Raw genomic sequence first — 13,446 nt, forward strand, 5'->3', positions numbered from 1 at the left:
GTGAGCCGCATGGATGCGGCGACCGAGCTTACATGGACGTACTTGCAGCGTCCCCCTCAACCGGACCCACCCCGCCATCCCACGGAATGCACGCTGTTGCTGTTGCTGTTGCTGTTGCTTCGGCAGGTGCAGGGCTGCAAGCCCTGCCGACCAACCCCCTACTTTGCCTGCTCGCAGAACTTCTGCCGGTACTCGAGCGCCTTCGGCATCAGCGCCTGCAGGTTCTGGATACGGGTACCCGGATTCGGATGGGTGGAGGCGAACTCCGGCGGTGACTGGCCACCGCTGGCCTGGCCCATGCGCTGCCACAGCGGCACCGCCTCGCGGGGATCGAAGCACGCCGCTGCGGCCAGCATCAGCCCCACTTCGTCGGCCTGCGTCTCGTGGCTGCGCGCATAGGGCAGCAGGTAGCCGTAGCCCATCGCCGACATCATCATCTGTTGCTGCTGCGCATCCATGCCGCTGGCGGCGCCGGCCACCTGCCCGATCTGGGTCAGCTTCTGCTGGGCCATGCGCTGTGCACCATGGCGCAGCAGCGCATGGGCGATCTCATGCCCCATCACCACCGCCATCGCATCGCGGGTGCGTGCTACCGGCACCAGCCCGGTGTAGACCGCCATCTTGCCGCCCGGCAGGCAGAACGCATTGGCCTGGTCGGACGGGATCACATTCACTTCCCACTGGAAATCCCGCGCGAAATGCGCCGGCTGCACGCCGTGCTCCTGGGCCAGCGCGGTCTCCACCACGTCCACCTTGGCAATCAGGCGCTGGGCGATGTCACGCACATCGCGCGCGATCGGTGCATTGGGGTCCATCGGCCGTTCCTGCGACAGGATCTGCTGGTAGGCCTGCAGCCCCAACGCGGTTTCCTGGCGCGCGTCCAGGCTGCTGTCGATCATCACCTTCTCGCCGGTGTACGGATCGACCGTGCGGTTGGAGAACCAGTAAAACAGCGCATAGCCGGCGGCCAGCAGCAGCACCCACCAGCGGATGTTGCCGAACAGGCCACGCCGCTGTGGGCCTTGCGACGAGCGGGAGAAGGGATCGTTGCGCATCGGGGGACTTCCTGCTGGCCCCGCCGGCTGGCGGGCACGGCGCAATCTTAGTGCGCCGCTGCCCGCAGCGGGTGAAGCCGGGTGCCGCTCAGATGCCGCGCACCAGGCGGAAGCCGATGCGGGCGTTGGTGGTATCCGAATCCTGGGATTGCCGCCAGGCCGCGCGGGTCTGCTCGGGGGCATTGGCCCAGTTGCCACCGCGGATCACCCGCGACCGGCAGCCCGGATTGAACCAGGCGACGCCATCGGACGGTGCGCGGCGGTAGCTGGCATGCCAGCAGTCGGCCACCCATTCGCTGAGGTTGCCGCCCATATCGTGCAGACCGAAGGCATTGGCCTGGAAGCTGGCCACCGGCGCCGGCCCCCACCAGCCATCGCCGTACCCGATAAACGCGTTGTGCCAGTGCCGTCCCGAAGGCGAAACGTCCTTGCTGCCGGTGAAGTTGCCGCTGCCTGGCGGCGGCACGCCGGCATCGCCCCACGGATAGCGGCCACTGCTGCCAGCGCGCAGCGCGTACTCGAACTCGGCTTCGCTGGGCAGCCGGTAGCTGCGGCCAGTCTGCTCGGACAGCCACGCCGCATAATTCTCGGCATCACGCACACTGACGTGCATCACCGGCGAGTTGCCCAGCGCGCGACCGCCGTCGTAGTCGGAACGCCAGTCCACGCCGCTGCGGCGGATGAAATTGCCGCTGCGTTCGTCGTAGACCACCGAATGGCCACGCCGGGTCGCGCGCGGGCGCGCATTGGAGGCTTTCACGTAGCGCTCGAAATCGCTGACGGTGATCTCGGTGATCGCCATGGCAAAGCCGCGATCGAAGCGCACGTAGTGCGACGGACGCTCGGCATCACTCGAGCCCGGCTCGGCATCGCCTGCACCCATCTGGAAGCCACCGTGGGGCACCACCACCATCTGCGGTCCGCGCCCCCCATCGCGCATCGCATCACTGAACACCTGTCCCGGCCGGAAGCTCCCGTAATGGGTGGCCAGGTCGATGCGCTCGCGAAGCTGGCCCACCACTGCATCACCCGGCAGAGCGATGCGAAGCGCCTCGGCCAGCTTCTCGCGCGCCGGCTTCAGGCCTTGTGGCGTGGCAAGGTCACGCAGTCCGTCATCACGCAGCTGCAGCAGCGTAGCGGCGCGGATCTGCTCGATGCGTTCGAAGGCATCGGCGATCGTCGGTGACGAATCGCGCACTTTGCTGGCTTCGGCCAGCCAGGTACCCGCACTGGCAAAATCGCGCGCCCGAGCAGCCTGTTCGGCACGGCGGATCAACCCGCTCTCGGCTGCGGCCAGGCCCTGCCGTGCGCGGCTGTTGTCTTCATCCAGCGCCAGCGCTTCACGGAAGTTGCCGATGGCACCGTCGCCATCCTCACCGATACGGTCCGAGCGCAGGTCCTCCTCGCCAGCACGGTTGTAGGCCACCACCCGTTGCGCCAGCTCCACCCGCGCCTGCAGCGCACGCACCTGCTCGTCCTTCGGCGACAGGGTCAGCAACACCAGTGCCTGGCGGCTGGCCTCGGCCAGCGCCTCGCGCTGCTTCAGCGGCCGCACCAGCAGGGCATCGGCCAGCTGCTGCAGTCGCTGGCGGGCACGCTGCAGGCCCAGCCGGGCCTGGCGGTCATCCGGGTCTTCTTCCTGCACCGCCAGCCACAGCGGAATGGCGGCCTCCGCATCTTCATAGAGCCGACCTTCAGCGAACGCCTGCTCGGCGGCGCGCCGCAACTGGGCAAGGCTGCGGCCCTGGCGGTCCACCCGTGGCGGCGTCCACTGCTGTACGTCCTCGGCGGCATCTTCACCGGCGATGGTCACGCTGCCCTGCCCGGCCTGCGAACTGGCATTGGCGCCGGTGTCGGCGCCCTCGGCCGCGCGCGCCTCTTCGCTGGCGGCCCGTTCCGCCGGCGCGGACGGCGACGGCGTGCAGCCGGCCAGGGCCACGGCCAGGGCGGTGCACAGCACGGGCGACAACGGAAAACGCAAGCAGAGCCTCCTTCAGCACAGACGCGGACCGACGTTAGGCTATTCTCCCCTGCCTGAGCAAACCCGAGTAGTAGGCCCTGACCCGTGGCAACCTGGATCACCACCCCCGCCGAGCTGGATGCGTACTTCCAGCAGCGCCCGACCCGCATCGGCCTGGACACCGAATTCATCCGTGAACGCACCTTCTGGCCGCAGCTGGCCCTGGTGCAGATGGCGGTCGGGCAGGACATCCTGCTCATCGACCCGCTGATTCCCGGCATGACCGAGGCGCTCGCGCATTGGCTGGCCGATGAATCCATCACCAAGGTAATGCACAGCGCCAGCGAAGACCTGGTTGCCTTCAAGTGGGCCTGCGGCGTGCTGCCGCGACCGCTGTTCGACACCCAGATCGGGGCGTCGCTGGCCGGCATCGGCGGCGGCATGGGCTACCAGAAGCTGGTGGCGGAGATCACCGGCGTGGCGCTGGCCAAGGGCGAGACCCGCTCGGACTGGATGCGCCGCCCGCTGTCCGAGTCGCAGCTGCAGTACGCCGCCGACGATGTCGAGCACCTGTTCGCACTGCACGACGCCATTGATGCCAGGCTGCAGGCGCTGGGCCGCCAGCAGTGGTTGCACGACGATGGCGAGCGCCTGCTGGCCAGCGTCGCCAACGATGAAGATCGCTGGCCGCACCTGGCGATGCGCTCGGCACAGTTCCTTGATGCCGCCGCACAGCACCGCCTGTTGCGCCTGCTGCGCTGGCGTGATGTGCAGGCACGCAGCAGCGACCGCCCGCGAAGCTGGATCCTGGACAACGAGCTGGCCGCCACTCTGGCGCGCACGCCTCCGGCCGACGAGGCAGCGCTGGGCAAGCTGTTCGAGCAGTTCCCAAAGGCACCGCGCAAGCTGGCCAGCGCCGTGTGGCAGGCGCTGTCCACGCCGCTGGCCGACGAAGCCGACGCGCCGCTGGCGCTGCCGGCCAACGACAGCAACAAGCAGGCGCTGAAGAAGCTGCAGGATGCCGTGGCCGAGCGCAGCCGCGAACTGGGACTGCCAGATGGCATCCTTGCCTCGCGCAAGCACCTGGAAAGCTATCTGGAACGTCGCCAATGGCCCGCCGCACTGGCCGGCTGGCGCCAGCAGGAACTGGAGTCGCGCCTGCAGGCGCTGCTGCCGGCGAACTAGCAACCCGCATCGACCGCCTCACGGGGCGGCCCTGCCAATGCTCGACAAGGACATTGCTGCGTGCCTGCATGGCCCTCTTCCTGCATGTCACGATGGATGATCGGCTCGCTGCTGCTGGCCAGCAGCACCCCTGCATGGATCGCAGCGGCCAGCTCAACGCCTACGCGGCGCTGACGGGCGGGCTGGATCTGGCCCGTTCGGTTCACTACCTCGCGCTTTCGGCACGCCTGATCGAACAGGCCCCCGCTGCCAGCGAGCAGGACAAGCTCGAACCCTGGCTGCATCCGCACGCCCTGATGCACGGCTATTTCCCGGAATCGAGGCGTAGAGACAGGGCCAGGGCACACTCGCCTACCGGCCCGAGCTGCTGCTTACCTTTCCGCTGCACATGGACGATCTGCAACGCGAACGCCTGTTCCGGGTGACGGGATTCACCTTCAAGCCTCCTGCTGAATGCCATCGACACGGCAGCCGCATGTCCTGCTTGCCGCCGCTAACGACCGCGCTTCTAATGTCCAGCCTCGTACTCGCTGGATTGCAGCAATGACAAACGGATTTGCAAAAGACGGGCTTTCCCCCGAAGACCTTGCCTGGCGCGTGCAGGCGCGCACTGCGCTGCAGGAACGGCGCTATGCCGAACTGGATGCGTTGCTTGCTCCACATGAGCTGGCCTGGCTGCAGGGAGAGAATGCGCTGCCCGGCATCCGCTGGCGGCTGCGCAACCTGCACGACGCCACGCTGACGCTGGAAGCCCGCCTGCAACAGGCCCAGCAGTGGGCCTCGGCCGCCCCCGGCAGCTACTACGCCTGGCTTTGCCTGGGCGTCTGCTGGCAGGACGCTGCCGGCGAACTGCGCAGCGCCGATGTTGCAGCACTGGTCGAAGACAGCCAGTGGCTGGCGGCGCAGCTGGCCCGCGACCATGCCGTGCACGCCTACCTGCAGGCGATGCCGCTGTCGCCACGACCTGCGTTGGCGCTGGATGGCATCAAGCGCATCACCAGCTACCTGCGCGAACCGAACTGGCTGCGTGCGCTGCAGGCCGGGGAACCCGCCGCATCCGATGACGCCACGCTGGCCGAGCACTACCCTCAAGCCTGGCCAAAGGCATTGCAGCTGCTGTCGCGCTTCGGCACGCCGTTGCAGACGCTGCCGGATACGCTGCCCCCGTTGCTGCGCGAGCGCAGCCAGGACGATTTCGACGCACCACTGGCGTACTGGATGCGCCTGGTACTGGAGCAGCGCCCGGACGATCTGGCCACGCTGGAAGACACCCTGTACTTCCTGTACCCGCGCTGGGGCGGCAGCCGTGAGGCGATGGAGAACTTCATCGAGGGTAGCTGGTGCCGTGGCCTGGAACTGGCGCAGAGCAACGCGCTGCGGTGGCACAAGGAGCAGGACTGGATGGGCGATCTGCCCCACCGTGAGGATGCCGAGGCCGTGGCCGCGCACGAGCGCGCCTACACGCAGATCCTCGACTGGCACCTGGACCGCCACCTGCGCGCGCAGGTGCTGGCCCAGCGCGCCGGGCTGCGCTACCGTCTTGGCCGCGTTGAAGACAGCGAAGGCGTCGTGCAGTGGGATCCGGACCACATGCAGGCGGTGCTTGAAGATCTGCAGCAGGCATGGACATTGGACCGCGATGTGGTCCTGCATGAGGGGCTCAGCAACCTCGAGGCCTGCACCTGGTTCGCCCATGTCGACGGTGCCGAAGCACTGTTCGCACAGGTGGTGGACTATGCCGCGCGCGAAGGCGATTCGGCGATCGGCCTGCTCTGGGCCGCCACCGCCATCGAGCATGGCCTGCTCGGCCAGGCCAGCGACCCGACACGCGCCAGTATCCTGCTGCAGCGCGCGTTGAAGCTTGCGCAGCAGGACGACACCTCGGCGGTGACGTTCGCCGCCAATCTGTTCTGTGATGTTTCGCAAGCCGCAGGCCTGTCGCTGCTGCAGCGCATGGCGGACGATGGCGACGCCGGCGCGATGTCGGCGCTGTGCGACCTGTACAAGGGCCGCCTCGGTGGCCGCGACCAACCGCAGTTCGCCGATGCGGAAAAGGCCGCCTACTGGCAGGAGCTTGCGGTGGAAGGCGGCGACCTGATCGCCACCTACAACCTGGCCGTACGCCTCGTCGCCGCAGGCGGCGCGGAGAATGAAGCGCGTGCGCGCGAGCTGTACCTGCGCTGCCTGGATGAGGCCGAGGCCGGCGAGCGCGTGTGGGGCCCAACCTGCCGCAACCTGGCCTGCCTGGCATTCGATGGCCGGAACGACGCGCACAAGCGCGAAGCGGTCGAACGCGCCTTGATTCCGCTGTGGTGGCGCGGCGACGACGACGACAAGCTGTGGGCTGCCGGCTATCTGGCCGACATCTACCACTTCGGTAACGGCGTCCCGGCCAATGCATTCCTCGCCCTGACCTGGCTGCAGCGTGCCAGCGAGATCGATCCGGAGTATGTGGACGTGGTACGCATGGCACCGCTGATCAACGGCGAAGGCCGCTGGTTCGGTGCCAGCCGCGCACGTAAGCAGCAGGAACAGGACCGGCAGCAGGTGGACAGCGCCACCTGGGCCCTGACCTTCGGCCAGCGCAGCCAGGACAGCAACCTCACTGCAGTCTGAAGCAACGAAAAGGGCGGCCCGGATCACCGGGCCGCCCTTTGCATTCCAACAGTGCGATGGCGGGATGCCCCGCCATCGCGACAGCGCATTACCAGTTCATGTTCAGCGAGACACCGACGGTACGTGGTTCGTTGTAGACCGCGGCCATGTAGTTCTCGATCACACCCTTGAGGTTCTTCTCGTTGGTGATGTTGCGCGCGAACAGCGCCACTTCGTAGGCACCGTAGTTGCCCGAGTAGCCGATCTTCAGGCCACCCTCGAAGTCGCCCCTGGAGTTGAACTCCTTGCTGTCGTACAGCACGAAGCTGGTGTAACCCTGCTTGTTCCAGTCGGTGGACACGAACATGGTGCCCGCGTCGCTGACCGGGAAGTCGTAGCGGGCGGCCAGGTTGACGTTGTACTTCGGCGCGTTCGGCAGCGGGTTGCCGTCGATCTGGGCGAAGGTGTTGGCACCGACCTTGATGGTCGGGTCATTCACCGTGCACACCACCTGGCCGTTGAGGCCGCAGACCTGCGCGTACACGCGCTTGTCCTTGATCTCGCTGTGCAACAGGCTCAGGCCGGCGCTCAGGGTCAGGTTCGGGATCGGGCGCAGCTCCATGTCCGCTTCGAAACCGTAGGCCTTGGCCTTGTCGGCATTGAACAGCACGCCATTGCCGTCCGAATCGTTGCCGTTGAGCTGGATGTCGTTGACGGTGTAGGTGAACGCGGTGGCGTTCAGGCGCAGGCGGTTGTCCCACAGGCTGCTCTTCACGCCCGCTTCCCAGGACAGGATCGTCTCGGAATCGGCGGTGGTGAAGTCGGCATTGAACACCGCCGAACGCCCCTGGATGGTCGGGCCGCGGAAGCCACGCGCGACCTTGGCGTAGACGCTCACGTCCGGCGTGATCTGATACATCGCGCTCAGATCCCAGCTCGGGGTGGTGTCGGACATCCTGACGTCGGTGCGGCCCTTGTAGGTGACCACGCCGGCGGCAGTGTCAGCGGTCTTCAGCAGGCGGGTGTGCTTCTCGTCCTTGGTCTGGCGCAGGCCGGCGGTAACGGTGAACTTGTCGGTGAAGGCGTAGCTGATCTGGCCGAAACCGGCCCACGAGGTGTTCTTGTTGCGCAGGCGCACCCAGTTGTTCGGGTTGCGGGCCGCGCCCTGCAGGAACCACGCGCGCTGGTAGAAGTCGGTGGTGTCACTACCATTGAAGTAGAACGCACCGGCCTGCCACTGCAGGGCGCTGTCATCATGGCTGGCCAGGCGGAATTCCTGGGTCCACTGGTCCAGGTCACGGATGCGGCCCATCGACTGGCCGTAGCCGTTCGGCACGCCGTTGACCGGGAAGTTCACCGCGGCGCCGCCGTCGGTGTCGCCACGGCTGTAGCCGGAGGTGGTCTCGTAGGCGCTGATCGAGGTGAAGTCGATCGCGCCGAAGTCGTAGCGTGCCTTCACCGAGCCGCCGTAGGTCTTGTACGCCTGCGGGTTGTTGTCGGCCTCGTCGTAGGCAACCTTGTCGCGCGGTACGTCGGTCTTGTTCGAGCCCTTGGTCAGCGCACCGCGCAGGAACAGGGTCGAGGTGCCCTCGTAATCACGGGCGTGGGCCGAGGCCAGGATCGAGAACTGGTCGCTCGGGGTCAGCAGCAGCTGCGCGCGTACGTTGCGGTCATCGAAGCCGCCCATGGCGTTCTTCTTCGGGCTGACCGTGCCGTCGGCGCTCGGGCCCTTGTAGGTGTTGTCGACGTAGTCGTCGCGGTGCTGGTACAGGGCCGACACGCGGAACGAGGCGATGTCGTTGATCGGGCCGCCGAAGCCGCCGTCGATCGACACGCTGTTATAGGTCGCATAGCTGGCACTGACGCGGCCGGTGTAATCCTGGGTCGGCTTCAGGGTGTCGAACTTGACGATGCCGGCGGTGGTGTTGCGGCCGAACAGCGAACCCTGCGGGCCGCGCAGCACTTCCACCTGGTCGACGTCATAGACCGGGTTGGACTTCAGCACCACGTGCTCCAGCACCACGTCGTCCTGGATGATCGACACCGGCTGCGAGGCACCCAGGTAGAAGTCGATGTTGCCCAGGCCACGGATGTAGAAGCGCGGGAAGATGCGGCCGGTGGTGGTTTCCGCATACAGGCTCGGCACGCGGCCGGACAGCGCCAGCAGGGTGTCATCGCCGCCGGCGGTGAAGTCGCGCATGCGCTCGCCCTGCACCACGCCCACCGAGACCGGCACTTCCTGCAGGTTCTGCTCGCGGTGTTCGGCGGTCACGGTGATGGTGTCCAGCCCGGTCGGGGTCGGCGCGCTGTCCTGCGCGGCGGCACCGAAGCTGCCGACCAGGGCCAGGCCGGCACAGGCCAGAGCCAGCGGGTGGCGGCGGAAGGAAACAAAGGAAGACGACAGACCCGACAGGCGGCGGGAATCGGAATGGGAGGGCATGAAATGCTCTGAGGAGGCGTCCGTGCGGCCTGCGCGGGCCGGGCGGCAAAAAGGAGGAGAACTGCGCAAGCCGCCATTATCCCCCAAATTGTTACGATTTCGTTGCGCGGCGCCCAAACCCGGCGAAACAAGCGGTTTCGGCACAGTCACCCGCTGATGTGCCTCGCGTCTCGACACGAAATTCCTTTGATCGGCTTGGCAAGCGGCAGGCGCTTGGCTAGACTGAAGCCCTGCCGTGGGGCCATAGCTCAGCTGGGAGAGCGCGTCGTTCGCAATGACGAGGTCAGGAGTTCGATCCTCCTTGGCTCCACCACTATTCAGAAGAACCCGTAGATCTCCGTGATCTGCGGGTTTTTTCTTTTCAGCGCCGGCAACTCAGGCCGGCTCCTGGTCGCCGTCCTTGCGCCGCGGGCCGCGTGAGTGCGCATCGCGCACCTGTTGATCGCGCTGCCCCGGCCGCTGCTTGGCCACATCGTCCTGCTTCCTGTCCTGGCGGCTTTCCTGGACGCCCTGCTTCGGGTCCTGATCCTTGTCTCGCTCGTTCATCGAAAACTCCCTCGTCGGCGGCAGGCCAACGCTGTGCACCACGCTAGAGGCTGGCGGGTAATCCACAGGTCAGGCCTGCGCCAACGCCATGTGCAGGCACTGGCTTGCCGCCGCAGTCCCCGCGCAGCCAGAATCCGAGGGCCAACGCCCACCGGTACGCCATGCCCTCTTCTGCCCAGCGCGCAGCACACGCCGTGCCGATGATCATTGATGCGACCGACGGCAGCATCCAGCTCGGCAATTTGCCGACTCTGATCGGCCCCACCCTGTCACGGGATGAGGCACGTGTCGCCTTTGCCATGCTGATGCGAGGAGAGCGCGACGTCGGCACCGGCTACGTCTGGCTCAGACTGCACCGGCTCAGCCTGGGCGGCGCGCCCGCTGGCATCAGCCTGTGCTTCCACGGGCAACAGCTCGACATGGTGACGATGGGCGTCGATCTACCCGGTGCAACGTTGGAAGACGGCTGGCCGACCCAGGCCGCGATCGATGCCGAAGTCACCTTCATGCGCCGCACGCTGGGTGCGGCGCTGGGGCGCAAACTGGCCGGCGGGCACGCCCGCTTCGACTGGGGCGGAGCCTGGGCCCGTTTCGATCCGAAGGGCTTCATGGCCAGCAGCGGTATCCGCTACCGGCCACGTCGGTGACCGTGCTCAGGTGCGGGTGATCGATACCCCGCCCTCCACACGCATCGCGGTACCGGTAACGAAACTGCTTTCATCGCTGGCCAGGAACAGCGCCGCATTGGCAATCTCCTCCGGCTCGGCCAAGCGCTTGAGTGCGTGCAGCGAGCGCACGAAGTCGCGCGCATCGCCGGTCGGTGCCGCCTGCCGGCCCATCTCGGTATCGGTGCCACCGGGCAGCAGCACGTTGCTGCGCACGCCGCGCGCACCGTATTCGGCGGCGATCACCTGGCTCAGGCCGATCAACCCGGCCTTGCTCGACGCATAGGCCGCCATGCCGGGGAAGCCCACGGTGTGGCCGACAAAAGTGCCAACGAACACCAGCGAGCCGCCGCCGCGCGCCAGCAGTGCCGGCAACTGCACACGTGCGGCATGGAACGCGGCATCCAGATTGGTGGCCATCACCTCGCGCCAGGCGTCCACCGGGAACTCCGCTACCGGCACGCCCGGGCCGAGCATGCCGGCATTGTTGAGCGCGATGTCCAGGCCACCAAATGACTGCCGGGCCAGATCGACCAGGGCCGGGGCCGTGGCCGGATCCGCCACGTCGGCGGCATGCACCACCACCTCGCCGCCAGCGGCACGGATCTGCTCGGCCAGCGCCTGCAGCGGCTCCGGCCGCCGTGCGTTGAGCACCAGCTTCGCCCCTTCGGCGGCGAAGCGCAGCGCGCTGGCACGGCCGATGCCGGCGCTGGCTCCGGTGATGAGGGCGATCTTGTTGTTCAGGCGCATGGTGGCAGTACCGGTTGTGAAGTGGCCGCCACGATGCCGGGCATCTCCCCTGCCGACACTCCGTTTCCGGGCCTGGCCCGTCGGTGCAGGAAACGGAGTTTCCGCAGAACCGGCGCGTGCCAGAATCCGGCCATGGACAGTACCGCCACCACCGCCCTCGATGCCCGCGTCGAACGGGTCTGCCGCCACCTTCAGGCGAGCCTCGACGAACCTTCGCTGCAGGAGCTGGCCGACATCGCCGGCTGCAGCCCAACGCGCCTGCATCGTCTTTTCAAGCAGGCCACCGGGCTGACCCCAAAGCAGTACGCCGCCGCGCTGCGCGCCGACCGCCTGCGCACCGGACTGGAACAACAGGAGCGCATCACCGATGCCTTCCACGATGCCGGCTTCGGTTCCAGTGGGCGCTTCTACGAGAACGCACCGAAGTTGCTGGGCATGACGCCCAAGCAATGGCGCGCAGGTGGTCGCGGCGAAGTCATCCACTTCGCGCTTGCCGAAAGCTCACTGGGCAGCGTGCTGGTGGCCAGCAGTGCCACCGGCGTGGTTGCGATCCTGCTCGGCGACGATCCGGAGACGCTGCTGCAGTCATTGCAGCAACGCTTCCGCCAGGCCGAACTGGTCGGTGCCGACCAGGGCTATGAGCAACTGGTGGCACAGGTGGTAGGCCTGGTCGAGGATCCTTCGCGAGGCGCCACGCTGCCGCTGGATATCCGCGGCACCGCGTTCCAGCAACGGGTGTGGCAGGCACTGCAGCAGATTCCGCGCGGGCAGACCGCGTCGTATGCGGATGTCGCCGCGCGCATCGGCGCCCCGCGCTCGAGCCGTGCGGTGGCCCGCGCATGCGCGAGCAACCCGCTGGCGGTGGCAGTCCCCTGCCACCGCGTGGTGCGCCGCGATGGGGACCTGTCCGGATATGCGTGGGGCGTAGCGCGCAAGCGCGAACTGCTGCGCCGGGAAAAGGCCTCGACTGCCTGAAGCAGGTGCCGACCTTGGTCGGCACGCCGCCAAGCCCTCAATCCAGCTTCACCACCAACTTGCCGAAGTTGCGCCCCTGCAGCAGCCCGAAGAACGCCTCCGGCGCATTCTCCAGCCCTTCCACCACATCCTCGCGGTACTGGATGCGACCTTCGCGCAGCCACTGCCGCATCTCGCGTTCGAAGTCCGGCCACAGGTGGTTGAAGTCGTGCACGATGAAACCACGCACGGTCAGGCGCTGGCGCAGGATCTGGCTGAACAGTGCGGGCAACCGGTCCGGGCCGGGCTGCTCGACGCCCCGCTCGTTGTAGGTGGCGATGGTGCCGCACACCGGAATGCGGGCGAAGTCGTTGAGCAGCGGCAGCACTGCATCCAGCACGTGCCCGCCCACGTTCTCGAAGTACACGTCGATGCCGGCAGGCACTGCCGCGCGCAGCTGGTCCGTAAAATCAGCGGCGCGATGATCCAGCGCCACGTCCACGCCCAGCGTCTGCAGGTAGGCACGCTTGGCTTCGCCACCGGCGATAGCGACCACGCGCGCGCCCTGCAGCTTGGCCAGCTGGGCGACGGTCGCGCCCACCGGCCCGGTCGCGGCAGCCACCACCAGCGTCTCACCCGGCTTCAAACGGGCGATTTCGTGCAGGCTGGAATAGGCGGTGAAGCCGGGCATGCCATATACCCCCAGCGCGGTACTCAACGGCAGGCCGGCCGGATCCAGCCGACGCCCCAGCGCCTTGGCCGGCAGCACCGCATGGGTCTGCCAGCCACCCGGCGCCAGCAGCAGCTCACCTGTGGTTACGCCCTCGGCGTTCGACTGCAGCACCTCGGCCACGGTCTGCCCTTCCATCACCGCGCCCACCGCCACCGGCGCGGCATACGAGGGGCCTCGTCCATGCGTCCACGCATGTACGGGTCCAGCGACAGGTAGCGGTTGCGCAGCAGCACTTCGCCATCCCCCAATGCCGGCAGCGCAGCCTGTTCCAGGCGGAAGTTGGCCGCGCTTGGTGCGCCCTGCGGACGCGAGGCCAGCACGATACGGGAGGTAGCGAGGGAATCGGACATGGTGACCGGCTCTGCTGTTGCCAGCATCAGGAAAGGAATGCCGACACTACGCCGCAACGATCGCCGGCAACGGCCATGAAAACAGCGTTCCATGGACCGGCGCGGCGCGGGTCCGGCACAGCCCTTGCCCTTGCAGCTTTGGCGATCGCGGCGATCTGCTGATTTCCACCGCAGACGATGATCGACTGACCACGCCCCCCGCCCACAACGGAG

The 13,446-nt window shown here is 67.3% G+C and carries 10 protein-coding genes, 1 tRNA gene and 1 pseudogene; 6 read left to right on the forward strand and 6 right to left on the reverse strand.

Annotation, left to right across the window (positions count from 1 at the left end; genetic code table 11):
• Positions 1 to 158 precede the first annotated feature (158 nt).
• Positions 159 to 1,055 carry a M48 family metallopeptidase gene (locus O0K41_RS12120; protein WP_049448381.1) on the reverse strand — a complete coding sequence of 299 codons (897 nt, stop codon included), beginning with the start codon at positions 1,053 to 1,055 and terminating at the stop codon, positions 159 to 161.
• 88 nt (positions 1,056 to 1,143) lie between these two features.
• A complete protein-coding gene (locus tag O0K41_RS12125) occupies positions 1,144 to 3,036 on the reverse strand; it encodes an SUMF1/EgtB/PvdO family nonheme iron enzyme (protein WP_088437060.1) in 1,893 nt (630 codons plus the stop codon).
• A gap of 84 nt (positions 3,037 to 3,120) precedes the next feature.
• Between O0K41_RS12125 and rnd the strand changes: the two genes are divergently transcribed.
• The 3 genes from rnd (at position 3,121) to O0K41_RS12140 (ending at position 6,816) form a co-directional block, all read left to right on the forward strand.
• Entirely contained in the window at positions 3,121 to 4,200 is a 1,080-nt protein-coding gene (rnd, locus tag O0K41_RS12130; RefSeq protein WP_049448376.1) for a ribonuclease D, read from the forward strand.
• Positions 4,201 to 4,268: 68 nt separating this feature from the next.
• Entirely contained in the window at positions 4,269 to 4,625 is a 357-nt protein-coding gene (locus tag O0K41_RS12135) for a hypothetical protein (protein WP_239503597.1), read from the forward strand.
• A gap of 118 nt (positions 4,626 to 4,743) precedes the next feature.
• Positions 4,744 to 6,816 carry a DUF4034 domain-containing protein gene (locus tag O0K41_RS12140; RefSeq protein ID WP_164223210.1) on the forward strand — a complete coding sequence of 691 codons (2,073 nt, stop codon included), beginning with the start codon at positions 4,744 to 4,746 and terminating at the stop codon, positions 6,814 to 6,816.
• 88 nt (positions 6,817 to 6,904) lie between these two features.
• Here O0K41_RS12140 and O0K41_RS12145 read toward each other — a convergent pair whose 3' ends face one another.
• Complete coding sequence (locus tag O0K41_RS12145) at positions 6,905 to 9,235, reverse strand: TonB-dependent receptor (protein ID WP_164223208.1); 2,331 nt, start codon at positions 9,233 to 9,235, stop codon at positions 6,905 to 6,907.
• A 237-nt stretch (positions 9,236 to 9,472) separates the two neighbouring features.
• On the opposite strand from O0K41_RS12145, the gene O0K41_RS12150 reads away from it, so the two are divergent.
• Positions 9,473 to 9,548 (forward strand) — tRNA-Ala (locus O0K41_RS12150).
• 62 nt (positions 9,549 to 9,610) lie between these two features.
• Here the strand turns inward: O0K41_RS12150 and O0K41_RS12155 are convergent.
• Positions 9,611 to 9,781, reverse strand: a complete 171-nt coding sequence (locus O0K41_RS12155) for a hypothetical protein (protein WP_169448320.1) — start codon at positions 9,779 to 9,781, stop codon at positions 9,611 to 9,613.
• Between the two features lie 161 nt (positions 9,782 to 9,942).
• Between O0K41_RS12155 and O0K41_RS12160 the strand changes: the two genes are divergently transcribed.
• Positions 9,943 to 10,428 (forward strand): hypothetical protein, encoded by a 486-nt coding sequence (locus O0K41_RS12160; protein WP_099606094.1) that lies wholly within the window; start codon positions 9,943 to 9,945, stop codon positions 10,426 to 10,428.
• 6 nt (positions 10,429 to 10,434) lie between these two features.
• Here O0K41_RS12160 and O0K41_RS12165 read toward each other — a convergent pair whose 3' ends face one another.
• Positions 10,435 to 11,196: an SDR family oxidoreductase gene (locus O0K41_RS12165; protein ID WP_088437057.1), complete on the reverse strand. Its 762-nt coding sequence runs from the start codon at positions 11,194 to 11,196 to the stop codon at positions 10,435 to 10,437.
• Between the two features lie 132 nt (positions 11,197 to 11,328).
• Between O0K41_RS12165 and O0K41_RS12170 the strand changes: the two genes are divergently transcribed.
• A complete protein-coding gene (locus tag O0K41_RS12170) occupies positions 11,329 to 12,171 on the forward strand; it encodes a methylated-DNA--[protein]-cysteine S-methyltransferase (RefSeq protein ID WP_088429438.1) in 843 nt (280 codons plus the stop codon).
• 37 nt (positions 12,172 to 12,208) lie between these two features.
• Here O0K41_RS12170 and O0K41_RS12175 read toward each other — a convergent pair.
• Positions 12,209 to 13,233 (reverse strand): annotated as a pseudogene (locus O0K41_RS12175) (NADP-dependent oxidoreductase).
• Positions 13,234 to 13,446: the final 213 nt, after the last annotated feature.

It is taken from the genome of Stenotrophomonas sp. Sm2128 (assembly GCF_030985535.1).
GTDB classification, from domain to species: domain Bacteria; phylum Pseudomonadota; class Gammaproteobacteria; order Xanthomonadales; family Xanthomonadaceae; genus Stenotrophomonas; species Stenotrophomonas maltophilia.